The 24,253-nt window shown below is 74.6% G+C and carries 22 protein-coding genes; 6 read left to right on the top strand and 16 right to left on the bottom strand.

Annotation, left to right across the window (positions count from 1 at the left end; all coding sequences use genetic code 11):
* Positions 1 to 6: 6 nt before the first annotated feature.
* Positions 7 to 258 carry a (2Fe-2S)-binding protein gene (locus ABZ340_RS13425; RefSeq protein ID WP_358781894.1) on the bottom strand — a complete coding sequence of 84 codons (252 nt, stop codon included), beginning with the start codon at positions 256 to 258 and terminating at the stop codon, positions 7 to 9.
* A 157-nt stretch (positions 259 to 415) separates the two neighbouring features.
* The gene (locus ABZ340_RS13420; RefSeq protein WP_358781893.1) at positions 416 to 1,771 is read right to left on the bottom strand and encodes a class II 3-deoxy-7-phosphoheptulonate synthase; all 1,356 of its coding nucleotides are present in this window, start codon (positions 1,769 to 1,771) and stop codon (positions 416 to 418) included.
* Positions 1,772 to 2,107: 336 nt separating this feature from the next.
* Between ABZ340_RS13420 and ABZ340_RS13415 the strand changes: the two genes are divergently transcribed.
* Positions 2,108 to 4,018 (top strand): anthranilate synthase family protein, encoded by a 1,911-nt coding sequence (locus tag ABZ340_RS13415; RefSeq protein WP_358781892.1) that lies wholly within the window; start codon positions 2,108 to 2,110, stop codon positions 4,016 to 4,018.
* Here ABZ340_RS13415 and ABZ340_RS13410 read toward each other — a convergent pair.
* The 4 genes from ABZ340_RS13410 to ABZ340_RS13395 all read right to left on the bottom strand — a co-directional run bounded on the left by ABZ340_RS13410 (position 3,970) and on the right by ABZ340_RS13395 (position 8,052).
* Positions 3,970 to 4,965, bottom strand: a complete 996-nt coding sequence (locus ABZ340_RS13410; protein ID WP_358781891.1) for a 2-hydroxyacid dehydrogenase — start codon at positions 4,963 to 4,965, stop codon at positions 3,970 to 3,972. The genes ABZ340_RS13415 and ABZ340_RS13410 overlap by 49 nt on opposite strands.
* A gap of 163 nt (positions 4,966 to 5,128) precedes the next feature.
* The gene (locus tag ABZ340_RS13405) at positions 5,129 to 5,776 is read right to left on the bottom strand and encodes a response regulator transcription factor (RefSeq protein ID WP_358781916.1); all 648 of its coding nucleotides are present in this window, start codon (positions 5,774 to 5,776) and stop codon (positions 5,129 to 5,131) included.
* 104 nt (positions 5,777 to 5,880) lie between these two features.
* A complete protein-coding gene (locus ABZ340_RS13400; RefSeq protein ID WP_358781890.1) occupies positions 5,881 to 7,173 on the bottom strand; it encodes a DUF5931 domain-containing protein in 1,293 nt (430 codons plus the stop codon).
* A gap of 60 nt (positions 7,174 to 7,233) precedes the next feature.
* A complete protein-coding gene (locus ABZ340_RS13395; protein WP_358781915.1) occupies positions 7,234 to 8,052 on the bottom strand; it encodes a lysophospholipid acyltransferase family protein in 819 nt (272 codons plus the stop codon).
* A 218-nt stretch (positions 8,053 to 8,270) separates the two neighbouring features.
* Between ABZ340_RS13395 and ABZ340_RS13390 the strand changes: the two genes are divergently transcribed.
* Complete coding sequence (locus ABZ340_RS13390) at positions 8,271 to 9,074, top strand: alpha/beta fold hydrolase (protein ID WP_358781889.1); 804 nt, start codon at positions 8,271 to 8,273, stop codon at positions 9,072 to 9,074.
* Complete coding sequence (locus tag ABZ340_RS13385; RefSeq protein ID WP_358781888.1) at positions 9,067 to 9,678, top strand: hypothetical protein; 612 nt, start codon at positions 9,067 to 9,069, stop codon at positions 9,676 to 9,678. The genes ABZ340_RS13390 and ABZ340_RS13385 overlap by 8 nt, the downstream gene beginning before the upstream one ends.
* A gap of 249 nt (positions 9,679 to 9,927) precedes the next feature.
* Here ABZ340_RS13385 and ABZ340_RS13380 read toward each other — a convergent pair whose 3' ends face one another.
* From ABZ340_RS13380 to ABZ340_RS13355, 6 genes are all read right to left on the bottom strand, one after another.
* Positions 9,928 to 10,686, bottom strand: a complete 759-nt coding sequence (locus ABZ340_RS13380) for an endonuclease/exonuclease/phosphatase family protein (protein WP_358781887.1) — start codon at positions 10,684 to 10,686, stop codon at positions 9,928 to 9,930.
* Between the two features lie 118 nt (positions 10,687 to 10,804).
* Positions 10,805 to 11,758, bottom strand: a complete 954-nt coding sequence (locus tag ABZ340_RS13375; protein ID WP_358781886.1) for an ROK family glucokinase — start codon at positions 11,756 to 11,758, stop codon at positions 10,805 to 10,807.
* Positions 11,759 to 11,883: 125 nt separating this feature from the next.
* Complete coding sequence (locus ABZ340_RS13370) at positions 11,884 to 12,429, bottom strand: DUF5304 domain-containing protein (protein ID WP_358781885.1); 546 nt, start codon at positions 12,427 to 12,429, stop codon at positions 11,884 to 11,886.
* 129 nt (positions 12,430 to 12,558) lie between these two features.
* Positions 12,559 to 13,731: an ArsA-related P-loop ATPase gene (locus ABZ340_RS13365; RefSeq protein ID WP_358781884.1), complete on the bottom strand. Its 1,173-nt coding sequence runs from the start codon at positions 13,729 to 13,731 to the stop codon at positions 12,559 to 12,561.
* 44 nt (positions 13,732 to 13,775) lie between these two features.
* Entirely contained in the window at positions 13,776 to 14,219 is a 444-nt protein-coding gene (locus ABZ340_RS13360) for an SRPBCC family protein (protein ID WP_358781883.1), read from the bottom strand.
* A gap of 177 nt (positions 14,220 to 14,396) precedes the next feature.
* Positions 14,397 to 15,194 carry a metallophosphoesterase gene (locus ABZ340_RS13355; RefSeq protein ID WP_358781882.1) on the bottom strand — a complete coding sequence of 266 codons (798 nt, stop codon included), beginning with the start codon at positions 15,192 to 15,194 and terminating at the stop codon, positions 14,397 to 14,399.
* A gap of 309 nt (positions 15,195 to 15,503) precedes the next feature.
* Here ABZ340_RS13355 and ABZ340_RS13350 point away from each other — a divergent pair, with 309 nt between their 5' ends.
* Positions 15,504 to 17,300, top strand: coding sequence for an AMP-binding protein (locus ABZ340_RS13350; protein ID WP_358781881.1), 1,797 nt, complete (start codon positions 15,504 to 15,506; stop codon positions 17,298 to 17,300).
* A gap of 147 nt (positions 17,301 to 17,447) precedes the next feature.
* Here ABZ340_RS13350 and ABZ340_RS13345 read toward each other — a convergent pair whose 3' ends face one another.
* A complete protein-coding gene (locus ABZ340_RS13345; RefSeq protein WP_358781880.1) occupies positions 17,448 to 18,590 on the bottom strand; it encodes a glycosyltransferase family 4 protein in 1,143 nt (380 codons plus the stop codon).
* 118 nt (positions 18,591 to 18,708) lie between these two features.
* Here ABZ340_RS13345 and ABZ340_RS13340 point away from each other — a divergent pair, with 118 nt between their 5' ends.
* Positions 18,709 to 19,944 carry a glycosyltransferase family 87 protein gene (locus ABZ340_RS13340; RefSeq protein WP_358781879.1) on the top strand — a complete coding sequence of 412 codons (1,236 nt, stop codon included), beginning with the start codon at positions 18,709 to 18,711 and terminating at the stop codon, positions 19,942 to 19,944.
* Here ABZ340_RS13340 and ABZ340_RS13335 read toward each other — a convergent pair.
* Positions 19,905 to 21,227, bottom strand: a complete 1,323-nt coding sequence (locus tag ABZ340_RS13335) for an MATE family efflux transporter (protein ID WP_358781878.1) — start codon at positions 21,225 to 21,227, stop codon at positions 19,905 to 19,907. The genes ABZ340_RS13340 and ABZ340_RS13335 overlap by 40 nt on opposite strands.
* 141 nt (positions 21,228 to 21,368) lie before the next feature.
* On the opposite strand from ABZ340_RS13335, the gene ABZ340_RS13330 reads away from it, so the two are divergent.
* Positions 21,369 to 21,911 (top strand): PadR family transcriptional regulator, encoded by a 543-nt coding sequence (locus ABZ340_RS13330; protein WP_358781877.1) that lies wholly within the window; start codon positions 21,369 to 21,371, stop codon positions 21,909 to 21,911.
* On the opposite strand, the gene ABZ340_RS13325 is transcribed toward ABZ340_RS13330, so the two are convergent.
* Both ABZ340_RS13325 and ABZ340_RS13320 read right to left on the bottom strand, forming a co-directional pair.
* A complete protein-coding gene (locus ABZ340_RS13325) occupies positions 21,887 to 23,077 on the bottom strand; it encodes a hypothetical protein (protein ID WP_358781876.1) in 1,191 nt (396 codons plus the stop codon). The two genes, ABZ340_RS13330 and ABZ340_RS13325, sit on opposite strands and share 25 nt — an antisense overlap.
* 44 nt (positions 23,078 to 23,121) lie before the next feature.
* Positions 23,122 to 24,147 carry an NlpC/P60 family protein gene (locus tag ABZ340_RS13320; protein WP_358781875.1) on the bottom strand — a complete coding sequence of 342 codons (1,026 nt, stop codon included), beginning with the start codon at positions 24,145 to 24,147 and terminating at the stop codon, positions 23,122 to 23,124.
* Positions 24,148 to 24,253 lie beyond the last annotated feature (106 nt).

The raw sequence follows: 24,253 nt of genomic DNA, 5'->3' as shown, positions 1-24,253 counted from the left end.
GGCCCCCTAGGCGGCGTCGGGCAGCTCCGCCGCCGTCGCAAGCCGCGCGAGGGCCGGCTCGCCCCGGTCGGCCAGCTCCCGGCGCGGGCAGGCGCCGCGGCCCAGCAGGGCCTGGATGCGCCGCACACAGCCGCCGCAGTCGGTGCCCGCCTTGCAGGCGGAGGCGATCTGCCGGGGGGTGCACGCCCCGGCCTCCGCGTGCTTCTTCACCTGTTCCTCGGTCACGCCGAAGCAGCTGCAGACGAACACGCGGTCCACCTCCCGACGGGATTCCTGGGTCGTGCCACCACCCGCTTCCCCGGTGAGGCAAACCTAACCTTACCCGTCGCGCAAGGGCGGCAAAAGCCGCGTGGGGCGCGGATCGTGTGATCCGCGCCCCACGCGGGACGCCGGGTGCCCGCAGGGGGCGGGGCCGTCACTGGTCCCGGTACATCTCCGCGACCAGGAACGCCAGGTCCAGCGACTGGCTGCGGTTCAGCCGCGGGTCGCAGGCGGTCTCGTAGCGCTGGTGCAGGTCGTCGACGAAGATCTCGTCGCCGCCGCCCACGCACTCGGTGACGTCGTCGCCGGTCAGCTCCACGTGGATGCCGCCCGGGTGGGTGCCGAGCGCCTTGTGGACCTCGAAGAAGCCCTTGACCTCGTCGAGCACGTCGTCGAAGCGGCGGGTCTTGTGGCCGGAGGCCGCCTCGAAGGTGTTGCCGTGCATCGGGTCGGTCACCCAGGCCACGGTGGCGCCGGAGGCGGTGACCTTCTCGACCAGCTCGGGGAGCTTGTCGCGGACCTTGTCCGCGCCCATGCGGACGATGAACGTCAGCCGGCCCGGCTCGCGCTCGGGGTCCAGGCGCTCGATGTACTGCAGCGCCTCCTCGGCCGTGGTCGTCGGGCCGAGCTTGATGCCGAGGGGGTTGCGGATCTTCGAGGCGAACTCGATGTGCGCGTGGTCGAGCTGGCGGGTGCGCTCACCGATCCACACCATGTGCGCCGAGACGTCGTACAGCTGCCCGGTGCGGGAGTCGACCCGGGTCAGCGCCGTCTCGTAGTCGAGCAGCAGCGCCTCGTGCGAGGAGAAGAACTCGACGGTCTTGAACTCCTCCGGGTCGGCCCCGCAGGCGTGCATGAAGTTCAGCGCGTTGTCGATCTCGCGGGCGAGCTGCTCGTAGCGCTGGCCGGACGGCGACGACTTCACGAAGTCCTGGTTCCAGGCGTGCACCTGGCGCAGGTCGGCGTAGCCGCCGGTGGTGAAGGCGCGCACCAGGTTCAGCGTGGAGGCCGAGGCGTGGTACATGCGCTTGAGCCGCTGGGGGTCCGGGATGCGGGACGCCTCGGTGAACTCGAAGCCGTTGACGGAGTCGCCCCGGTAGACGGGCAGGGTGACGCCGTCGCGGGTCTCGGTCGGCTTGGAGCGCGGCTTGGAGTACTGGCCGGCGATCCGGCCCACCTTCACCACGGGCACGGAGGCGGCGTAGGTGAGGACGGCGCCCATCTGGAGCAGCGTCTTGAGCTTCGCCCGGATCTGCTCGGCGGACACCCCGTCGAACGACTCGGCGCAGTCACCGCCCTGCAGCAGAAACGCCTCTCCCCGGGCGACCGCCGCCATGCGCGCGCGCAGCTGATCGCACTCGCCGGCGAATACCAGGGGGGGATACGTCTCGAGCTCGGCGAGCACATCGCGCAGAGCCTCGGCATCCGGGTACTCGGGCTGCTGCGCCGCGGGCAGGTTTCGCCACGTCGCCTGAGTGGCGACACTTCGGGAATCAGCGTTCACGGTCACGCGCCCAACCCTACGCGCTCGGCCCCGCCGCCCATCGCCGCGCTCAGCCTGTGAGACGGGCGTGCCCCGCGACGGCGGAACGCGCGGGCACCCCCGCGCCCGCGGGGGACACCACGGGCGGTGGCGCGGAACCGGGCCGCCGCGCGGTGATCTCGTGTAGCCTGCGTCCCATGTTCGCGCACCCGACCCAGAACCGGAACTGGTGGTGGACCGCTCCTTCGGCGGCCCACTGATCGCGCGTACGCACCGACTTCGCGAAGGCCGCCCGAGGGGCGGCCTTCCGTGTTTCCGGCACCGGGGCCGTTCCTCACCGACACACCGACGGAAGAGGAACCCATGGACCTGAACCCGAACCCGGGCCCGGACCTGCACCTGGCCCGGCTCGCGCGCGACGACCGCCCCTTCGCCCTGCTCCGCCGCCGCACCCCGGGCCGTGACCACGACACCGTGGAACTGCTGATCGGCCCGGTCGCGGCCTACGACCGGCTCGCCCGCCTCCCCGACGAGAGCCTTGCGCTCGTCCCCTTCCGGCAGATCCGCGAGCGCGGCTTCGACGTCCGCGACGACGGCACCCCGCTGCTGGCGCTCACCCCCGAGGAGCGGTACGAGATCCCGCTCGCCACGGCCCTGGCGCAGCTGCCCGCGCACGGCGTCCGCGTCGAGGGCGGCGGTTTCGACACCGGCGACGAGGAGTACGCGCGGATCGTCGGGCGGGTGCTGGAGGAGGAGATCGGGCGGGGCGAGGGCGCCAACTTCGTGATCCGGCGGACGTACGAGGGGGAGATCCCCGGGTTCGGGCGGGCCGACGCGCTGGCGCTGTTCCGGCGGCTGCTGGAGGGCGAGCGGGGCGCGTACTGGACGTTCGTCGTGCACACCGGGGAGCGGACGCTGGTGGGGGCGAGCCCCGAGGTGCACGTGCGGATGTCCGGCGGCACCGTCGTGATGAACCCGATCAGCGGGACGTACCGCTACCCCGCCGAGGGGCCCACGCCCGAGCACCTGCTCGGCTTCCTCGCCGACGGCAAGGAGATCGAGGAGCTGTCGATGGTCGTCGACGAGGAGCTCAAGATGATGTGCACGGTCGGCGACATGGGCGGGGTGGTCGTCGGGCCGCGGCTGAAGGAGATGGCGCACCTGGCGCACACCGAGTACGAGCTGCGCGGCCGGTCCTCGCTGGACGCGCGGGAGGTGCTCAAGGAGACCATGTTCGCGGCGACCGTGACCGGCTCGCCGGTGCAGAACGCCTGCCGGGTCATCGAGCGGCACGAGAGCGGGGGGCGCGGCTACTACGCGGGGGCGCTGGCGCTGCTCGGCCGGGACTCCGGGGGCGCCCAGACCCTCGACTCCCCCATCCTCATCCGCACCGCCGACATCGGCGCGGACGGGCGGCTGCGGGTGCCGGTCGGCGCCACGCTCGTACGCGGCTCGGACCCGGCGGGCGAGGTCGCCGAGACGCACGCGAAGGCGGCGGGGGTGCTGGCCGCGCTGGGGGTCGTGGAGCGGCGGCCCCGTACGGAGGCCGCCCGGGGGCGGCTCGCCGACGACCCGCGCGTGCGGGCGGCGCTGGACGGGCGCCGGGCCTCGCTCGCCCCGTTCTGGCTGCGGATGCAGGAGCGGACACCCGCCCTGGAGGGGCACGCCCTGGTCGTCGACGCGGAGGACACCTTCACCGCGATGCTCGCGCACGTGCTGCGCTCCGGCGGCCTGGACGTGACCGTCCGGCGGTACGACGAGCCGGGGCTGCGGCAGGCGGTGCTCGCGCACGCCGGGCCGGTGGTGCTGGGGCCCGGTCCGGGCGACCCCTGCGATACGGCCGACCCCAAGATGCGGTTCCTGCGCGCCCTGACCGCCGACGTCCTGCGGGACCACCCGCACGGCGTCCTCGGCGTCTGCCTCGGGCACGAGCTGATCGCGGCGGAGCTGGGGCTGGACATCGTCCGCAAGGAGGTCCCGTACCAGGGGGCGCAGACGCGGATCGACCTGTTCGGGCGGCCGGAGACGGTCGGCTTCTACAACAGCTTCACGGCGCGCTGCGACGACGAGGCGGCGGCGGAGCTGGCCGCGCACGGTGTCGAGGTGAGCCGGAGCGCCTCGGGCGAGGTGCACGCGCTGCGCGGGCCCGGGTTCGCCGGGGTGCAGTTCCACCCGGAGTCGGTGCTGACGCTGAACGGCGCCGCGATCGTGCGGGAGCTGGCCGGTCAGCTCCGCGGCACCAGCACGTTCTCCGAGCGGCGGCCGGCCCGGTAGTCCAGGACGTTCCTCACCGTGGCCTCGACGATCTGGCCGACGGCGTCCTCGGTGTAGTACGCCTGGTGCGAGGTGACGAGGACGTTGGGGAAGGTGACGAGGCGGGCCAGGGTGTCGTCCTCGACGGCCTCCAGGGACTTGTCGAGGAAGAACAGGCCCGCCTCGGCCTCGTACACGTCGAGGCCGACGCCGGTGAAACGGCCCTCGCGCAGCTCCCGGACCAGGGCGGTGGTGTCGACGAGGCCGCCGCGGCTGGAGTTCACCAGGATCGCGTCGTCCTTCATCGCCTTCAGGGCGTCCGCGTCGATCAGGTGCCGGGTCTCCGGCATCAGCGGCACGTGCAGGCTGACCAGGTCGGACTCGGTGAGCAGCTGCTCCTTGGGGACGTAGCGCATGCCGAGTTCCATGCAGGCGGGGTTCTCGGCGACGTCCCAGCCCAGCAGCCGCATGCCGAAGCCGTGCGCGATCCGGGCGAACGCCTCGCCGATCTTGCCGGTGCCGAGGACGCCCGCGGTGCGGCCGTGCAGGTCGCGGCCCATCAGGCCGTCGAGGCGGAAGTCGAAGTCGCGGGTGCGGGTGGCGGCCCGCACGATACGGCGGTTGACGGCCATGGCGAGCGTCCAGGCGAACTCGGCGACCGAGTAGGGCGAGTAGGACGACACCCGGGCGATCGTCATGCCGAGGCGCTCGGCCGTCTTCAGGTCGATGTTGTTGAAGCCGGTGGAGCGCTGGGCGACCATGCGGGTGCCGCCCTCGGCCAGGGTCTGCAGGACGCGCGGGCCGAGGTCGGCGTTGACGGAGGTCGAGACGATCTCGTGGCCGGCCGCGATGCGGGCGGTGTCCTCGGTGAGGAAGACGTCCAGGCAGCGGATGTCGTGGCGGCCCCGGAAGGCCTGCTCGATCAGCGGCTTCTCGTCGGCCTGGACCCCGAAGGCGAGGATCTCCACGAACGCTCCCGTTCTGCCGGCTTCGGCGCGTAGGACGGCCGAGCGGTGCCGTACGGCGGCATACGGTGCCGAATATACGGTTCGCGGCCCGGGGGCGCCGTTCGAGAGCGGCAGCCGGGGCGGTACCGCCGCCCGAAGCCGCTCCTCCTCGTACGGCGCCGGGTCACGCGTCGTCGAGGCCGCGCTCGATCGCGTACCGCACCAGCTCCACGCGGTTGTGCAGCTGGAGCTTGCCGAGGGTGTTCTGGACGTGGTTCTGCACCGTGCGGTGGGAGATGACGAGGCGTTCGGCGATCTGCTTGTAGCTCAGTCCCTTGGCGACCAGGCGCAGCACCTCCGTCTCCCGCTCGGTCAGCCGCGGTGCCCTGGGGGTGTCGGTGTCCGGTGCGGGCGCCGGTTCGGAGGCGAGCCGGCGGTACTCGCCGAGGACCAGCCCGGCCAGGCCCGGGGTGAACACCGGGTCGCCCGCGGCGGTGCGGCGCACCGCGTCCTGCAGCTCCTGGGTGGAGGCCGACTTCAGCAGGTAGCCGGTGGCGCCCGACTTCACCGCCTCCAGCACGTCCGCGTGCTCGCCGCTCGCCGACAGCACCAGGACGCGCACCTTCGGGTCGGCGGCCACGACCTCCTTGCAGACCTGCACGCCGGGCTTGCCGGGCAGGTTCAGGTCGAGCACGAGGACGTCCGGCGCGGTGGCCTTGGCGCGGCGCACGGCCTGGTCGCCGTCGCCCGCGGTGGCGACCACCTCGAAGCCGGACTCGGCCAGGTCGCGGGCGACGGCGTCGCGCCACATGGGGTGGTCGTCGACCACCATCACCGTGATCGTGTCCTGCCGGTCCCGCCCGTCCTGCCCGTCCAGCCCGTCCAGCCCGTCCTGCCGATCCTGCCCGTCCGGCCGGTCCTGCGTGGTCTCCGTCATCACCGCTCCGCCTTTCCCCGTGCGTCCTTCGCGTCGTTCACGTCCTTCGCGTTCTTCGCGTTCTTCGCGTCCTTCGCGTCCTTCGCGTCCTTCGCGTCCTTCGCGTTCTTGGGGACCTTCAGTTCCACTTCCGTCCCCTGCCCCGGCACCGAGATCAGCTCCGCGCTGCCGCCCAGGTCGCGCAGCCGCCCGCGGATCGACAGGGCCACCCCCAGCCGCCCCTCGCCCTCGGCCTGCGCCAGCCGGCCCTCCGGGATGCCGGGCCCGTCGTCCCGGACGGTGACGATCACCTCGTCCGGTTCGTCCTCGACCAGGATCCACGCGCGCGCGTGCTCCCCGGCGTGCCTGCGGACGTTGTCCAGGGCGGCTCCCACGGCAGCGGCGACCTCGCGGGCCGCGACCGGGGCCAGCGGGACGAGCGCCCCGGGCTCGGCGAGGCTGACGCGCGAGCCGGCGTACGGGGCGAGCAGGGCGCGCAGGTCGACGGGGCCGTCCCCGCCACTGTCCTCGGCAGCCCGTACGCCGGTCCCCCCGACGGCGTCCTCCGGCACCCGGGAGACGGGCACCACACCACCGGAGACCAGCGTGCGCAGCGCCACCTCCTGCTCGCCGGCGAGGCGTCCCAGCTCGGCCGCCTCGCCCCCGAGGACGGCGCCCCGGCGCTGCACCATCGCCAGCACCTGGAGCACGCTGTCGTGGATGTCCCGGGCGAGACGCTCCCGTTCCCTGGTCGCCGCCTCGATCTCCAGGGCGCGGGCGAGGGTGCGCTCGGAGGCGCGGGCGACCTCGACGACGTACCCGATGGCGATGGAGGCGACCCAGACGAGGATCACGTTGTGCACGGTGTCGCGGGCCGGGGTACCGCGCTCGATCAGGTTGGCGGCGGCGACGAGGGTGGAGGCAAGGGCCGCCCAGCGCCAGCCGCCCTTGATGGCGAAGGCCAGGACGGACCCCGCGGTCCAGATCGACGGCAGGGTCGGGCCGCCGGCCGTGATCCGCTCGGGGGCGTCGGCGAGGGGGGTGAGCAGGATGCCGGTGAGGGCGAGGGTCAGGTCGGCGGCGAGGAACCGCTTGGTGCAGCTCGCCGCGTTCGCGACCTTCGGGAGGGTGGCCAGCGTCCACACCGACAGCACGGCGTAGTAGGCCACCGCCAGCCAGGGGCGGGTGAACGCGTCGTACGCGGTGGCGAACAGGCCGATGGCGTACAGCATCGTGAGCACCCGGTAGCCGGTGAGCGCGTGCCACAGCGGCTGCTCGACCGACATTCTCCTGACCGACTCGCGCCTGGCCATGTCCCCCACCCCCGGCCCTGGTCCCGCGTGGGACCGGGGCCGCTCCTTCTCCGCGCTTTCCTACTCCGCGCCGTTCTTCCCCGCGCCGTTCTTCCCCGCGCCGTTCTTCCCCGCGCCGTCCTTCTCCGCTTTTTCCTTCTCCGCCTGGTCCTTCTCGGCCTGGGCGAACGCGGCCTTCGCCGCCTTGCCCGCCTCCTTCTCGGCCTTCGCCGCCTCCGCGAGCTGCCGCTTCATGGCGGTCGCGTACATGTCGACGTACTCCTGGCCGGAGAGCTTCATGATCTCGTACATGACCTCGTCGGTCACCGCGCGGAGCACGAAGCGGTCGTGCTCCATGCCCTGGTAGCGGGTGAAGTCGAGGGGCTTGCCGATGCGGATGCCCGGGCGCATCAGCTTCGGGACGATCTTCCCCGGCGGCTGGATCTTCTCGGTGTCGATCATGGCGACCGGGATGACGGGGGCGCCCGTGGCGAGCGCCACGCGCGCGAGGCCGCCGGGCTTGCCGCGGTACAGGCGCCCGTCGGGCGAGCGGGTCCCCTCGGGATAGATGCCGAACAGCTCGCCGCGCTCCAGGACCTCGATGCCGCTCCTGATCGCGGCCTCACCGGCGCCGCGCGCGCCGGAGCGGTCCACCGGGAGCTGGCCGACGCCCTTGAAGAACGCGGCGGTCAGCCGGCCCTTGACGCCGGGCGTGGTGAAGTACTCGGCCTTGGCGATGAAGGTGACCTTGCGGTCCAGGACGGCGGGCAGGAAGAAGGAGTCGGAGAACGACAGGTGGTTGCTGGCCAGGATCGCGGGGCCGGCGGCGGGGACGTTCTCCAGGCCCTCCACCCAGGGGCGGAAGGCAAGCTTGAGCGGCCCCCCGACGGTGACCTTCATCGCGCCGTACAACAACCGAGTGCCTCCTGTGTGTGTCGAACAGACCTTAACCCGGTCCGCCGCCCGAAGGGGCCGACGGCCCTGGTCGGTGTCAGTGCGGTCGCGTACGGTGAAGTACCTGCAACCGGCGGCGTGCCCGTCCCGTCCTGAACAGACGACGTGCCAGCCCCTCCACACCCACACGATCCTTCACGTCCACACGAAGAGGAGACCGAAAGGTGCCGGTCCTCCCCGGAGCCGAGCCGTACCGCCACGAGGGCGGGGAGGCCGGCGTCCTGCTCTGCCACGGCTTCACCGGTTCCCCGCAGTCGCTGCGCCCCTGGGCGGAGTACCTCGCCGCGCGCGGTCTGACCGTCGCCCTGCCGCTGCTGCCGGGGCACGGCACGCGCTGGGAGGACATGCAGCCCACCGGCTGGCAGGACTGGTACGCGGAGGTGGACCGCGAGCTGCGTGCCCTGCGCGAGCGCTGCGCGCGGGTCTTCGTGGCCGGTCTGTCCATGGGCGGCGCCCTGGCGCTGCGGCTGGCCGCGAAGCACGGGGACGCGGTCGCCGGCGTGATGGTCGTCAACCCGGCGAACAAGGTGCACGGCCTGTCCGCGTACGCCCTGCCCCTCGCCCGCCACCTCGTCCGGACGACGAAGGGCGTCGCCGGCGACATCGCCCGGCCGGGCGGCGCCGAGCTCGGCTACGACCGGGTGCCGCTGCACGCGGCCCACTCGCTGCGCGCGTTCTTCCGCCTCGTCGACGGTGAGCTGCCGCAGGTCACCCAGCCGCTGCTGCTCCTGCGCAGCCCGCAGGACCACGTGGTGCCGCCGGCCGACTCCGCGCGCATCCTGAGCCGCGTCTCGTCGACGGACGTGACGGAGATCCTGCTGGAACAGAGCTACCACGTGGCGACGTTGGACCATGACGCCGAGCGGATCTTCGAGGAGAGCGCCGCGTTCATCGGCAGGCTCGCGCCCGGCGCCGTCGGGGCGGCGGAACCCGGTCTCGGCGAGGAAGGGGTGAGGGCGGGTGGCTGAGCACGGCTTCGAGCGTGAGGACCGCGAAGACCGCGAAGACCGCGAGAACGGGGCCCGGGAGAAGCCCGGGCCCGAGGAGCAGAGCGTGCCCTTCGACGAGGACGCGGCCTGGGCGGCCATCGTCGCCGGGTACGGCGAGGAGCCGCCGGACCCGCCGGGCGCCAAGCCGTTCAAGTCGGTGGAGGACCTGGCGCTGCTGGAGGCCACGGCCAACGACGACGAGCCGGTGAAGCCGGCGGAGGACAGACCCTCGCCGGCCGCGCCGCTCGGCAGTTCGGTCTCTTTCGCGCCCGGCGTCGGCCCGCGCGACTACTCGCCGGCCGAGCCGTCCGACGACGACTTCGACGAGGACGAAGAGGGCCACTTCGTACCGCCGGAGCCGCCGCCGCTGCCGCAGGCCGACGCCACCGCCAAGTTCGCCTGGCTGGCGGTGATCGGCGGTCCGCTGCTGCTGCTGGCGGCGGTGCTGCTGCGCTGGGACATGACCTGGTGGCTGGCGACGCTCGGCATCGGCGGCTTCCTGGGCGGCTTCGCCACGCTGGTGGCCCGGATGCGCACCGACGACGAGGACGGCGACGACCCGGGGCGGGGAGCGGTGGTCTGACCCGGGCACCGGTCCCGCCTGGCCACGCCCGCCCCTCCTCCTCCCCCAGTCACGCCCGGCCGCGCCCGGCTCCGCCCGGTCCCCGCGCGGCGGAGGGCCCGGTGACGGCACGCCCGCCGTCCTCCCCGGTCCCGCACGCGGCGGAGCCTGCGCCCATGGCACCCCCGTCGCCCGCCGGCCTCCCCCGGTCCCCCACCCGGCGGGGCCTTCGACCACGGCACCCCCGCCGCCCGCCGGTCCCCGCGTTCCCTACGCGGCGGGGACCCTGAGCGCGGCCAGCACCGGCAGGTGGTCCGTGGCCGCGCGCAGGTCGGCCTCCGTCACCCCCGGCAGGTCCAGGGGCACGCCGCAGCCCAGGACCTCGATGCCCGGGGAGGCGAAGAGAGCGTCGATGCGCTGGTGGGGGTCGGCGGGGGTGGAGGTGTACTCGCCGCCCCAGGGCGCCGCTTCCCAGCAGTCCCGCAGCTCCCCGGCGAGGCGGCGGAACGTGCGCCCGCCGGGCCGCTCGTTCAGGTCGCCGCCCGCGATCACGTGCTCCACGCCCATCCCGGCGAGCCGGTCGAGGAGCGCCCCGCCCTGGGCGTACCGCTCCTCGCTCTGCAGCGACAGGTGGCAGCTGAGCACGCCGAGCCGGGCGCCCGCGAAGCGGACGACGGCCGTCGCGAAGCCCCGCCGGTGCAGGCCCGGGGTGAGCGGCAGCAGCACGTCCTCGGTGCGTTCGACGGTCGCCCGCAGGGAGCACAGGATCGCCGGCCCGGCGGCCGTGGCCCCGCCGGTGAGGACGACCAGCCCCGACGCGGCGGCGAGCCGGGCCAGCTTCTTGCGCCAGCGGAAGAAGCGGGGCGCCTCCTGCACCAGGACGAGGTCCGGGGCGCAGGCGGCGATCACCCGGGCGAGGGCGCCGGTGTCGTCGCGCATCGAGCGGATGTTGTAGCCGAGGACGCGGACGACGGCGGAACCGTCGCCGTCCGTGCGGGAGCCGGGGAGCAACTCGGTCGCGTTCGCCATGACGATCAAGATACGCCCGCGCCCGCCGTCCCCGGACAGGGACGGCGGGCGCGGGCGCGGGCGTGGACGCGGGCGCACGGGCGGGAACGCGCGTGCGCGACATGTATCACGTCACGTGTCACATGATCGGGTCGGGCTCCCGCGCCAGGTCCGCCGCGCCGACCAGACCGGCCTTGTTGCCGAGCTGCGCGGCCAGCACGTCGGCCACCGGACGCCAGTTGCCGCCGACCAGCCAGCGCTTGTACGACTTGCGGATCGGGCCGAGGACCAGCTCGCCCTCGTCGGACAGGCCGCCGCCGACGATGAAGGCGGACGGGTCGAACAGGGAGGCCAGGTCGGCCAGGCCCGCGCCGACCCAGCGGGCCAGCTCGCGGTAGGAGTCGACGGCGACCGGGCAGCCCTGCCGGGCGGCCATGGAGATGTGCTTGCCCTCGATGCCGTCGGGGGTGCCGTCGCCCAGGCCCAGCAGCACGTCGGCCTGCTCGGGGGTGGCGTTGGCGCGCTGCTTGGCGTACCGCACGAGGGCGCGGCCGGAGGCGTACTGCTCCCAGCAGCCCTGCGAGCCGCAGCCGCACAGCAGGCCGTCGGGCACCATGCGGATGTGGCCGAACTCGGCGGCCACGCCGAAGTGGCCGCGGCGCAGCTTGTTGCCGATGATGATGCCGCCGCCGAGGCCGGTGCCGAGCGTGATGCAGATGACGTTCCGGTGGCCCTTGCCGGCACCGAACTTGTACTCGCCCCAGGCCGCCGCGTTGGCGTCGTTCTCCACGACGACGGGGAGGCCCACGCGGGCCTCGACCTTCTCCTTCAGCGGCTCGTTGCGCCAGTCGATGTTGGGCGCGAAGTAGACCTCGGAGCGCTGGCGGTTGACGTAGCCGGCGGCGCCGATGCCCACGCCGACGATCTCGTGCCCCGCGCGCGCCCCCTCCACCGCGGAGGCGATGGCGTCCACGATGCCCTCGGACGTGCCCGGGGTCGGCACCTTGAAGGTCGAGAGGATGTTGCCTTCCTCGTCGACCACGCCGGCCGCGATCTTCGTGCCGCCGATGTCGACGCCGATGGTGAGTCCCATGAATCCCTCAGTTTCGGTCGAGCCCCGCTACGGCCAACCGTACCCGAGGCCCCGCCGTGGGTGACCGGTCGGTCGTCCGCATGCGGGCGGGCCCGGCGGCCCGGGGGGACCCTTCCGCGGGACCGTCAGTCCAGGTCGATGCGTTGTCCCGGGCCGGTCCCCTCGCCGCCGTCGCGGCGCTCGCCCCGCTCGCCCCGCTCGTCCGGGTTCTCGTCACGGCCGGCGGTCCAGCGCCGCTCCTGGGCCTGGACGGCGGAGCGGTAGGCGGCGAGCAGTTCGCCGCCGGCCGCCGCCAGGTGGTCGAAGACGTCCGGATTGCGCTCGATGACCGGCTCCACGGCGGCCTTGGCCTGCTGGACGACCTGCCGGACCACCTGCTGGGCGGCGGGCCCGGCGACCGCGCCGAGCAGGGGTGACTGGAGCCCGGACAGCTTGTCGGCGACGGTGTCGACGAGCTTGCGCAGCTCCTCGGCCGCCGACCCGGGCGGCGGCCCGTTCCGGGCACGGCGGCGGGCCTTCTCGGCCTCCAGGTCCTCGGCGCAGGCCGTGGCCCACGCGTCGGCGTCGGCCGTCCTCTCCCGGGGCCGTGACGCCGCTTGGGCAGGGGGGAGTCCCGTCTCATCGGCCGGCTCGTCCCGGGCGGCGTCGGACGGGGGGAGCTCTTCGCTCATGACGGCACTCCTGACTGCGGCTGACGGCGGCCGGCCGTGACCGGCCGCGGCTCGTCCGGCGTCCGGCGGCACGGGTGCGGCCCGGCCACGGTTCGTCCCTCCGACGTTACCCGAACGGGGGCGGGCGGTTCACCGGGTCCGCGGCCACAGCGCGGGGTCGGGGGCGAAGCGGACCTTCAGCTCGCCGTCGCGCAGGGCGGCCCCGTCGACGGTGCAGCGGCGCAGCGCCGACGGCAGCGGGACGATCCGGCGCAGCGGCCCGGCGGCGACGACCAGTTCGTCGCCGCGCCGCACCAGGTCGAGTTCCTCGCGCCGGGCGCCGGGCAGCGGGATGCGCCAGACGAGCACGCCGTCCTCGGCGAGCCGGTCGGCGACGGGCCACTCCACCGGGCGCGTCCGCGCGGTGACGCCGGGCACGGCGAGCGCGGCGAGGTCGTCCGCCCCGCGCGGGTCGCGCCCGAGGTGGGCGACGCGGTGGACGTCGTACGTCTCCTGCCACTCCTCCAGGGTCTTGCGCTGCTGGGCGACGGGCCCGGCGAGCCAGCCGCCGGCGGGGGCGTCCTCGGGCAGGACCCGGTTGGCGACGAGCGCCTCGACGGGCAGGCCGCGCAGGGCGAGGCCGAGGGCGGTGGCGCGGACGGCGTCGGCGCCGGCGGGGCCGGGTTCGGCGACCAGCCGGACGGCGGTGGAGCGGTCGGCGAGGACCGCCTCGGCGGCGGCGAGTTCGGTGTCCCAGCGGGCGGCGGCCTCGTACAGCGACTCGGCGGGGAGGGGGACGCCGGCGAGGCGGCCGAGGACGGGGCGCAGGGCGCGGGCCGCCTGACGTTCGGGCGGCAGCAGCCGGCGCAGGTAGCGGCGCAGTTCCTCGGGCAGGGCGAGCAGGGCGAGGGCGCGCGGGGCGGCCGGGAGGTCGACGACGAGCAGGTCGTGCCGTTCGGCGAGGGCGCCGTCGCGCAGGGCGCGCAGCAGGGCGAGTTCCTCGGCGCCGGGCAGCGGGGTGAGTTCCTCGGGGTCGAGGCGGGCGGCGCCGAGCAGGTCGAGGGCGGAGGCGGCGCGGTCCTGGAGGGCGGCGAGGTCGTCGCGGAAGCCCTGGGCGGGGTCGGGCCGCCAGACGGTGAGGTGCGGCGCGGCGGAGACCGGGCCGGGGCCGGTCGGGGTCCCGAGGGCGGCGCCGAGGGTGTCGTCGCGGTCGGCGCCGAGCAGGAGGGTGCGGGTGCCCTCACGGGCGGCGGCCAGTGCGGTGGCGGCCGCGACGGTCGTACGACCGCTGCCGCCCGGGCCCGTGATCAGGATGGTGCGCATGGGGGTGAACGGTACCCGCGGGCACCGTCCGCGGACCGGGGCGGCTACCGCGCGCCCGACTCCACGCGCTTCTTCAGCCCCGCCAGGGCCCGGTCGATGATGACCTTCTCGGCCTTCCGCTTGATCATGCCGAGCATCGGGATCTTGACGTCGACGGTCAGCCGGTAGGTGACCTCGGTGGCGCCCTCGCCGGCCGGCTTCAGCAGGTAGGAGCCGTCGAGCGAGCGCAGCATCTGGGACTTCACCAGCGTCCAGGAGACCTCGTGGTCGCCGGTCCAGGTGTAGGCCAGCGTCTGGTCGTCCTTGATGGCGCCGGCGTCCATGACGAGGCGGACCTGCTCGGCGCGGCCCCGCTCGTCGGCCTTGAGGACCTCGGCCTCCTTCACCTCGCCGGTCCAGTCGGGGTAGCGGGCGAAGTCGGCGATCACTCCCATGACGTCGGCCGGTGCCGCCTCGATGGTGATGCTCGAGCTGGTGTGTTCCGCCATCGCCGTGGCTCCTCCAGATGCGGGCCGGTGGTGCAGTGGTGTACGCACGTGTGTGCAGCGTGAAGGCTACCGCGCACGGGCGGGGCCGAGGTCACCCCGGCCCGCCCACCCGGCCCGCCAAAGCCGCACCACCCTCCGGCCCGCCGAAGCCCGCACCGCCCTCCGGGCCGCCGGGGCTCACCACCGCAGCACCCACGGCTTCCCCGTCGACGCGAAGTGCCCGACGTTGACGCACTCGGTCGCCCCGATCCGCATGCGCCGCGCCAGCGGCTGGTGCACGTGCCCGAACAGCGCGTACTTCGGCCGGGTGCGGCGGATGGCGTCCAGCAGCGCCCGGCTGCCCCGCTCGAAGCGCCGCGCCACCGTGTCGTACACCAGCTCCGGCACCTCCGGCGGGATGTGCGTGCACAGCACGTCGACCTCGCCGACCGCCTCGATCTTGGCCGCGTACTCCTCGTCGGAGATCTCGTACGGCGTCCGCATCGGGGTGCGCAGGCCGCCGCCGACGAAGCCGAAGACCCGGCCGCCGATCTCCACCCGCTCCCCGTCCAGGACGGTCGTGCCGGGGCGGGCGTACTCCCGCCACAGGTGCGGCATGTCGACGTTGCCGTAGGTGGCGTACGTAGGGGTGGGGAAGGCGGCGAACAGCTCGGCGTACTGCTTGCGCACCGCCTTCTCCACGACGGCGTCCCGGTCGCCGTCGATGCCCGCCCACAGCCGGGCCCCGAACTCCCGCGCCTCGGCGAAGCGGCGGGCGGTGCGCAGCTCGACGATGCGGTCGGCGTTCTCCACGCCGAACAGGTCGGGGAAGATGCCGCGCGCGTGGTCGGCGTAGTCGAGGAAGAGGACGAGGTCCCCGAGACAGACGAGGGCGTCGGCGCCCTCGCCGGCGCGGGCCAGGTCGCGGGCGTTGCCGTGCACGTCGCTGACGACGTGGACGCGCACGGACGGGTTGCCGGAGGGTGTCGGTGCCATGGCGATCCAGCGTAAGTGTGTGCGGCAACCGTGAACAGTGGCGGCCTCACCTGCGGTTACTGGCTGGTTGGTCCATACGTGGACTACTGTGCGCGTCGGGAAACCCCACCCGTGTGACGCAGCGAACATCTCCCGGGGACCCCCTGTCGGAGACGCCATACCGACGGGTAACGTCCGGGCAGTCCAGTCGTGCTCAGGGTTTCGCGCTGCGAATCGGCAGGTGATCCCCCGAGCACCAGCCCGAGCCTTGGACCGCACCGTCGCATCACACAACGTCGTGGCGCCGGCGCCCTATGAGGAGCAGCAGTCTTGCGCGAGTTCAGCCTTCCGGCCTTGTACGAGGTCCCCGCGGACGGAAATCTGACCGACATCGTCCGCAGAAACGCCGCGCAGCACCCCGACGTCGCCGTGATCGCCCGCAAGTCGGGCGGTGCCTGGCAGGACGTGACCGCGCGCGCGTTCCTCGCCGAGGTGCGGACCGCCGCCAAGGGCCTGATCGCCGCCGGGGTGCAGCCGGGCGACCGGGTGGGGCTGATGTCCCGCACCCGCTACGAGTGGACGCTGCTGGACTTCGCGATCTGGAGCGCGGGCGCGGTCACCGTGCCGGTGTACGAGACCAGCTCGCCGGAGCAGGTGCAGTGGATCCTCGGCGACTCCGGCGCGACCGCCTGCGTCGTGGAGTCGGCGGAGCACGCCGCGGCCGTGGAGTCGGTGCGCGAGCGGCTGCCCGGCCTCAAGCACGTGTGGCAGATCGAGGACGGGGCGGTGGAGGAGCTCGGGCGGCTCGGCCGGGACGTCACGGACGAGACGGTCGAGGAGCGCAGCTCGGCCGCCAAGGCCGACGATCCGGCGACCATCGTCTACACCTCCGGCACCACCGGCCGCCCCAAGGGCTGTGTGCTCACCCACCGCAGCTTCTTCGCCGAGTGCGGCAACGTCGTGGAGCGGCTGCGTCCGCTGTTCCGCACCGGCGAGTGCAGCGTGCTGCTCTTCCTGCCGCTCGCGCACGTCTTCGGCCGGCTGGTGCAGGTCGCGCCGATGATCGCGCCGATCAAGCTGGGCTGCGTCCCGGACATCAGGAACCTCACCGACGAGCTGGCCTCGTTCCGGCCGACGCTGATCCTCGGCGTGCCGCGGGTCTTCGAGAAGGTCTACAACGGGGCGCGCGCCAAGGCGCAGGCCGAGGGCAAGGGCAAGATCTTCGACAAGGCGGCGGACACGGCGATCGCCTACAGCAAGGCGCTGGACACCCCGTCCGGCCCCTCGCTCGGCCTGAGGCTGCGGCACTGGGTCTTCGACAAGCTCGTCTACGGCAAGCTGCGCGCGGTCCTCGGCGGGCGCGGCGAGTACGCCATCTCCGGCGGCGCCCCGCTGGGCGAGCGCCTCGGGCACTTCTTCCGCGGCATCGGCTTCACCGTCCTGGAGGGCTACGGCCTGACCGAGTCCTGCGCGGCCACCGCCTTCAACCCCTGGGACCGGCCGAAGATCGGCACGGTCGGGCAGCCGCTGCCGGGCTCGGTGGTGCGCATCGCGGACGACGGGGAGGTGCTGCTGCACGGCGAGCACCTGTTCAAGGAGTACTGGAACAACCCGGGCGCGACCGAGGAGGCCCTCGCCGACGGCTGGTTCCACACCGGTGACCTCGGCACCCTCGACGAGGACGGCTATCTGAGCATCACCGGCCGCAAGAAGGAGATCATCGTCACAGCGGGCGGCAAGAACGTCGCCCCGGCCGTGATCGAGGACCGCATCCGCGCACACGCGCTGGTCGCGGAGTGCATGGTGGTCGGCGACGGGCGGCCGTTCGTGGGCGCGCTGATCACCCTCGACGAGGAATTCCTCGCCCGCTGGGCCGCCGACCACGGCAAGCCGGCCGGTTCCACGGCGGCGTCGCTGAGCGAGGACCCGGACCTGCTCGCGGCGGTGCAGGCGGCGGTCGACGACGGCAACGCGGCGGTGTCGAAGGCGGAGTCGGTGCGCAAGTTCCGCATCCTGCCGCACCAGTTCACGGAGGAGTCGGGACACCTGACGCCGTCGCTGAAGCTGAAGCGGAACGTGGTGGCGAAGGACTACGCGCACGAGATCGAGGCGATCTACGCGAAGTAGCGCGCCCGCGGACGCGGTGCGGGGCCGTCACGCCACGAGCGCGAGCGGGCCCGCGGGCGATACGGGACCGACACGGCGTGGCCGCCAACGGCGCCACGAGCGCGAACGTGCCGCGGGCGATGCGGGGCCGGCGACCCCGCACCCGGCTCACAGCAGCGTCTTCAGCCGGTCCGCCAGCAGGTCCCACCGCCACTTCTCCTCGACCCAGGCCCGCCCCCGCTCCCCCATCCGGCGGCGCAGTTCCGCGTCGCCGAGCAGGGTGACGATCCGCTCGGCGGCCTCCTCGGGCACGCCGCCGCGCACCACCCAGCCGGTCTCGCCGTCCAGCACCGCGTCCGGCGCCCCGCCGGAGTCGCCGGCGACGACGGGCAGCCCGGTGGCCGATGCCTCCAGATAGACGATCCCGAGCCCCTCGACGTCCAGCCCGCCGCGCCGGGTGCGGCACGGCATGGCGAACACGTCCCCGGCGCCGTAGTGGGCGGGCAGTTCCTCCCAGGGCACGGAGCCGGTGAAGCGGACGGAGCCGGCGACGCCGGTCTCCCGCGCGAGCCGGCGCAGCTCCTTCTCGTAGGGCCCGCCGCCGACGATCAGCAGCACGGCGTCGGGCTCGGCGGCCAGGATCCGGGGCATGGCCCGGATCAGCGTGTCCTGTCCCTTGCGCGGCACCAGCCGCGAGACGCACACCACCACGGGCCGGTCGGTCAGCCCCAGCCGCGCCCGCACCTCGTCACCGCCCGAGTCCGGGTGGAAGGTCTTCTCGTCCACGCCGGGCGGCAGCTGCACCATCCGCCCGGCGGCCTCGGCACTGAGCGCGCCGGCGATCCGCGACCGGGTGTACTCGCCGAGGTAGGTGATCGTGTCCGTGGACTCCCCGATCCGCCGCAGCAGCTGCCGCGCGGCGGGCAGCTGGGCCCAGCCCGCCTCGTGCCCGTGGGTGGTGGCCACGATCCGCTCGGCGCCCGCCCGGCGCAGCGCGGGCGCCATGAGCCCGAGCGGCGCCGCCGCCCCGAACCACACGGACGTGCACCCGTGCTCGCGCAGCAGCCCGACGGCCCGCCGGGTCGCCCCGGGCGTCGGCAGCAGCATCGTCGTGGCGTCCCGTACGACGGTGAAGGGCTGCTCGGCGTCGAAGGCGGCGGTCGCCTCGACGCCCTCGCGGCTCCGTTTCCAGGTGGAGGCGTAGACCACCAGCCGCTGCGGGTCCAGGCGCAGCGCGATGTTGTGCAGGAACGCCTGGATGCCGCCCGGCCGCGGCGGGAAGTCGTTGGTCACGATCAGGGTCTTGTGCATCGCCGCCGACCCTACCGAACCCCCCGGCGCGCGGCGGGCCCCGGCCGGGCCTGTGGCCGCTCGCGGCCGGCCGGGTCATCATGGGCCCATCGGCGGCGCGCGAAGAGGCAGGGAGCAGGTGGAGACGACGAACCCGAGGCGGTCCCCGGCGCCTCTCCTGGCGGCCTGGGCCGCGACCAGGCTGGTCCTGCTGCTGTTCGTGTTCAAGGTGTACGTCTTCCCGGGCCCGGACGTCACCGGCGACGTCTCCGTCATCTACCGGGGCTGGTACGACGTCCTGCGCACCGGAACGTTTCCGCTGGCCGACGTCACCTGGCAGTACCCCCCGGCCGCCGCCCTCGCGGTCCTCTCCCCGGCGCTCCTGCCGTTCCTCGGCTACGCGACCGCCTTCTTCGTCCTCGCCTGCCTGGCCGACCTGGCCGTCCTCGCCCTGCTGACGCGCGCGGGCCGGCGGTCCGGCGGGACGCCGCGCGGCGCCTGGGTGTGGGTGGCGGGCGTCCCCCTGCTGGGGCCGACGGTGTACGCGCGCTACGACGTGATGGTCACCGCGGTGGCGGTGGCCGCGCTGCTCGCCGCCGCCCGGCACCCCCGGGTGGCCGGGGCCCTGGTGGCCCTGGGGGCGCTGCTGAAGGTGTGGCCGGCGCTGCTGCTGCTCGGCGACCGCCGGCGCGGCCCCTGGGCCTGCGCCGCGGTGACCGGCGCGGCGCTCGCGGCCCTGTTCGCGCTGGCGATGCCCGGGGCGTTCGCGTTCCTGGCCTTCCAGCGGGACCGGGGCACGGAGGTGGAGTCGCTGGGCGGGCTGGTCTTCCACGTGGCCCGGCACGCCGGCTGGGAGGGCGAGGTGCGGCTCCACTACGGCTCGGTGGAGTTCCTCGGCCCGTACGTCGGCGTGGTGAGCACGGCCGCCCTGGCGCTGACGGCGGCGGCCTTCGGCTGGCTGCTGCTGTGGCGGCTGCGGGCGCGGCGGTTCACGGTGCACACGCTCGCCGACGCCGCGTTCACGGCGGTGCTGATGTTCACGGTCACCAGCAGGGTCATCAGCCCGCAGTACCTGGTGTGGCTGATCGGGCTGGCGGCGGTGTGCCTCTCCTTCCGCGCAAGCCGGATGCGGCTGCCGGCCGGCCTGGTGCTGGCGGCGAGCGCCGTGACGGTGCTGGAGTTCCCCGTCTGGTTCGCGCACGTCGTCGCCGGCGATCCGCTCGGCATCGCCTTGCTGTTCGTCCGCAACGGCCTGCTGGTGGCCGCCGCGCTCACCGCGGCCCGCGCGCTGTGGCGCCGGACGGTACCGCGCCGGACGCCCGCGCCCCTGCCCGTTCAGACCGCCCGCGCCCGGCAGGCCCCGGTCTCCTCCTGATCCCGGCTCCGCCACGCCAGCGCCCCGGCCGCCGCGCACTGCACCGCCATGGCCAGCGCCAGCGCCAGGCAGATCCCCGGCAGCCCGAGCCCCGACAGCCCGTACGCCAGCACCGGCTGCACCGCCGTGCCCAGCAGGGTCACCCGGAGCAGGACGTCCGCCCGGCCGGCGCCCTCGAAGACCCCGCCGAGCGCGATGCAGCAGGCCATGAGGAGCAGATAGGGGCCGGCGCAGCGCAGGAACAGCACGCCCTCACGGGCGACGGCGGGCCCGGCGCCGAAGGCGGCCATGAGCCACGGGGCGGCGGCGCCCAGCAGCACGGCCGCCGCGAGACCGGCCGTGCCGGAGACGAGCACGGCCTGCCGCCCGATGGCCCACCGCTGGTCCTGCCCGGCGCCCCGGGTGTGCGCGGTGTGGATGGAGGCGGCCTGGCGCACGGCGTAGAAGGCCATGGTGGCGACGTACATCACCTTGTAGGCGATCGCGTACGCGGCCACCGCGGTCACCCCGATCCGCGCCACGATCGCCACCAGCGCCAGCGCGCCGGCCTGCCGCACGGTGAAGTCGGCCGACATCGGCAGGCCGGTGCGCAGCGTCCGGCGCAGCGCGGCACCGGTCCCCTCGGCCGGCCGGACCTTGGCACAGGCCCTGAGCAGGGCGTTGCGCCGCAGCGCGAGCAGCCCCGCGGCGAGGGCCACGCAGCGGCACAGCACGGTGGAGGCGGCGGCGCCCCGCACGCCCCAGGCATGCACGAAGAACGGGTCGCACACCAGGATCAGCCCGTTCGCCAGCAGCGCGAGCCGCATCGGGGTCCGGGTGTCCCCGGCTCCCTTGAAGACGCCGTCGACGAGCTGCTGGGCGAAGAAGACGGCCGTGCCCGGCAGGGAGATCGCGAAGTAGGCGGCGGCGAGCGACGTCGCGGCGCCCTCGCCACCGCCCAGCACCAGCCGGGCCAGCGGCTCGCGCAGCAGCAGCCCGCCCGCCACGACCACCGGCGTGACCAGCGCGCACAGCGCCCAGCCACCGCGCACCGCGGCCCGGACCGCACCCGGATCGCGGGCCCCGCGGGCGTGCGCGACCAGCACGGTCGTGCCGGAGGCGAAGACCAGGGCGATGCCGAGCAGCACGTTCTCGGTGTTGGTCGCCACGGCCACGGCGGCGACGGCCGGGCCGCCGAGCCGGGAGACCCAGACGGTGTTGATGATCCCGGCGGCGACGGAGGCCAGCAGCGAGACGTAGACGGGGTGGGCGAGCGCGACGAGTTGTCTGCGGTGGGCGTGCACGGGCGGGACCCCTGGAACCTCGGAGGGAAAGCTCGAAACGAGCTACCTCGATTAGAGGTAGCTCGGAAAGAGGTACCATGAGTGCACCCCGCCCACAAGTGCCCGGCAAGGACGTGCCGGGCGAGGAGAGGACCGGCCCGCATGCTGGAGCTGTCGATCCTGGGCTTTCTGGCCGAAGGCCCCCTGCACGGTTACGAGTTGAAGGAGCGCATCAAGGCGCTCAGCGGCCACGTCCGCCCGGTCAGCGACGGCGCGCTGTACCCGGCGATCACCCGCCTGGTGAAGGCGGGCGCGCTCGACCAGCACACGGAACCGGGCAGCGGTGCCGCCCCGCGCCGCATCCTCTCCCTCACCGACCGGGGCCGGCAGGACCTGCTGGAGCGGCTGCGCCACCCGAAGGAGGTGGAGATCACCGACCAGACGCGCTTCAACACGCTCCTCGCCTTCCTGCGCCACCTGCCCGACCGGCGCGCCCAGGCCGCGGTGCTGCGCCGCCGCCTGGAGTTCCTGGAAGAGCCCACGAGCTTCTTCCACGAGGACGGACGGCCCGTGCGGGCGGAGGAGGCCGGCGACCTGTTCCGGCAGGGTGTGCTGCGGGTGGCCCGGGCCACGGGGAAGGCCGAACGCGCCTGGCTGCGGGAGGCCCTCGCCGAGCTGGATCAGCCCAGCCGCGAGCGCACGTAGTCCCGCCACCGCGCCGTGAATTCCTCCGGCGACGTCCCCAGCACCCGCGCCATCGCCTCCTCCACCGCGCCCTCGCGCCGCTCGTGCGCGCCCACGGCGCGGTAGAACGCGCCCAGTTCCGCCTCGCCCCAGCGTTCGGCGATCATCCGGCACGCCGTCCACCCGGCCTCGTAGGCGCGCGCCAGCTCGTCGGCGTCCCCCGTGAAGCCGAAGTCCCCGTCCACGGGCAGCGCGTCCGGCACCTGCCCGGCGGCGACCGCGCGGGACAGCTCCGGCGCGATCTGTGCGGGCGTGCGCCCGCTGCCGCGGTAGGCGGCCCAGTCGGCGTACCCCTCGGACAGCCACAGCGGGGTCGCGGGGGTGGTGTGGGCGCGGGTGGCGACGTGGGTGCTCTCGTGGGTGAGGACGACCTGTTTGCCGAGGGTGCCGAGCAGGCCGTACGCGTCGGGGTTGACGACGATCCGGTCCGCTGGCGCGCTCGTGCCGCCGCCCGTCTCGCCGGTGGTGACGGCCGCGATCCCGCGGTAGGAGGAGGCGGGCGACCCGAGCAGCCCCGCCATGTCCTGGAGCGAGTGCGGTACGACCACGACGACCCGCCGGGGCCACGGCCCGTCCCAGGCGTCGTCCACGGCCGGCACCGCCCGGTCCACCAGGGCGGCGAAGCCGCGCAGCGTCCCGGCGGACTGCCCGACCCCCAGGACGATGCCGTGCGCGCCGCGGACCACCCGCACCGGCCCCTGGTCCCATGGCAGCCGGGCGGACCGGGCGGCGGGCCGGTCGGAACCGACGCGCCACCGCCCGTCCCGGCCGCGGCTCAGCCGCAGGACGCGGCCGGCGGTGGCGGGGGCCGGGTCGTAGCCCGCGAGGCGGTAGCGCAGCCGGACGTCGGCGGTGGCGGTGTCGCCGGTTCGCTCCAGGCGGGTCACGTCGTACGACCAGGCGGCCAGCGGCACCTCGCGCAGCCGGGCGAAGCCGTCCTGGGTGCCCGTGCGCGCGAAGGCGGCCTCGTCACCGGCGAGGACGGCCGCCGCCCGGCGGTCCAGCAGCCGCTGTACCTCGGCCGTGGCGGCACCGTCGGCGGGCCGGCCGCCGCACCCCGCCAGGGAGACCAGCAGCAGGCACAGCGCCAGCGCTCCGGATACCGACGCCCGCCTTCGACCAGCCACGCCCCGATCGTACGGGCGCGGCGCGAAGCGGCGCCGGAGGGACGTCAGACCCTGGTGACCGAGGAGATCGGCATCATGCCGACCGGGTCGTAGCGCACCGGCGCGCCGGGGTAGGGCGCGTGGATGACCTGGCCGTTGCCGGCGTACATGCCGATGTGGCCGGCGTCGTCCCGGTAGGCGACCAGGTCGCCGGGCCGCATCTGGGACAGGGGCACCCGCCGCCCGGCGCCGGCCTGGGCCTGCGAGGTGCGCGGCAGGGCGACACCGGCCTGCGCGTACGACCACTGCACCAGCCCCGAGCAGTCGAAGCCGGAGGGCCCGCTGGCGCCCCAGACGTACGGCCGGCCGAGCGCCGAGCGGGCCGCGGCGACGGCGGCCGCCGCGCGGCCCGAGGCCGGGACGGCGCCGGCGGCGGCCTCGGCGGGGCCGGGCAGGTCCGTGCGGGAGGCGCGGGAGGCGCGGTCGTGGGCGGCGCGCTCGTCGTCCGGGAGGGAGTTGAGCAGCCGCCGGGCCTCGGCCAGCTTCCGCTCGACGGTCCGCTTGTGGGCGGCGACGGCCTTGCGGCTCTCGTCCAGCGCGGTGAGCTTGCGGGCGGCCTCCGTGCGGTCCTGGGCGAGCCGGCGCAGGGCCGCCCGGAGCTCCTTGAGCTCCCCGGCCTGGCGGGCGCCGATCCGGTCGAGCACGGACGCCTTGTCGAGGTAGTCCTCCGGCTCCGCGGAGAGCAGCAGGGCGAGGGAGGGGTCGAGGCCGCCGGAGCGGTACTGGGCGCCGGCCAGCGAACCGAGCGCCTCCCGCAGGACGTTGACCCGCTCCTGGTGCCGGGCGATCCGGTCCTGCCGGACGCGGACCTGCGCGCGCAGGGCGTCGGCGCGCTCGGCGGCCTCGTTGTAGTCCTCGGTCGCCCGCTCGGCCTCCTCGTAGAGGCGGTCCACCTCGGCGCGGGTCTCCTCGTGCGGCGCGGCCCCGGCCGGTACGGCGCCCAGCGCGGCGGCGGCGACGGACAGCAGACCGGCCGCGACACGGGCGCCCCGGTCGGACCCGGACGGGACAAGGCGGCGATGGGACCCCACGGGAAGCCGCGCTCCTTCCGCTGGCGGACAGGGAAACGCGGCAGACAGTAGCCCCGTGCCGGGGCGCCGATCCAACACCCCGGCCCGGCGCGAAAACCCGGCGCCC

The sequence above is a fragment of the Streptomyces sp. NPDC006134 genome (assembly GCF_040628835.1).
GTDB lineage: Bacteria > Actinomycetota > Actinomycetes > Streptomycetales > Streptomycetaceae > Streptomyces.
The sequence above is the reverse complement of the archived record's forward strand: the minus strand, read 5'-3'. Positions and strand labels throughout refer to the sequence as shown.

Bases quoted from the DNA above. Each gene is read 5' to 3' on its own strand.
- ABZ340_RS13360 (WP_358781883.1), bottom strand. From the start codon at position 14,219: ATGGCGGAACACACCAGCTCGAGCATCACCATCGAGGCGGCACCGGCC.
- ABZ340_RS13330 (WP_358781877.1), top strand. From the start codon at position 21,369: ATGCTGGAGCTGTCGATCCTGGGCTTTCTGGCCGAAGGCCCCCTGCAC.
- ABZ340_RS13380 (WP_358781887.1), bottom strand. From the start codon at position 10,686: ATGGCGAACGCGACCGAGTTGCTCCCCGGCTCCCGCACGGACGGCGAC.
- ABZ340_RS13415 (WP_358781892.1), top strand. From the start codon at position 2,108: ATGGACCTGAACCCGAACCCGGGCCCGGACCTGCACCTGGCCCGGCTC.
- ABZ340_RS13375 (WP_358781886.1), bottom strand. From the start codon at position 11,758: ATGGGACTCACCATCGGCGTCGACATCGGCGGCACGAAGATCGCGGCC.
- ABZ340_RS13405 (WP_358781916.1), bottom strand. From the start codon at position 5,776: ATGGTGGTCGACGACCACCCCATGTGGCGCGACGCCGTCGCCCGCGAC.
- ABZ340_RS13400 (WP_358781890.1), bottom strand. From the start codon at position 7,173: ATGGCCAGGCGCGAGTCGGTCAGGAGAATGTCGGTCGAGCAGCCGCTG.
- ABZ340_RS13395 (WP_358781915.1), bottom strand. From the start codon at position 8,052: ATGAAGGTCACCGTCGGGGGGCCGCTCAAGCTTGCCTTCCGCCCCTGG.
- ABZ340_RS13370 (WP_358781885.1), bottom strand. From the start codon at position 12,429: ATGAGCGAAGAGCTCCCCCCGTCCGACGCCGCCCGGGACGAGCCGGCC.
- ABZ340_RS13365 (WP_358781884.1), bottom strand. From the start codon at position 13,731: ATGCGCACCATCCTGATCACGGGCCCGGGCGGCAGCGGTCGTACGACC.
- ABZ340_RS13345 (WP_358781880.1), bottom strand. From the start codon at position 18,590: ATGCACAAGACCCTGATCGTGACCAACGACTTCCCGCCGCGGCCGGGC.
- ABZ340_RS13355 (WP_358781882.1), bottom strand. From the start codon at position 15,194: ATGGCACCGACACCCTCCGGCAACCCGTCCGTGCGCGTCCACGTCGTC.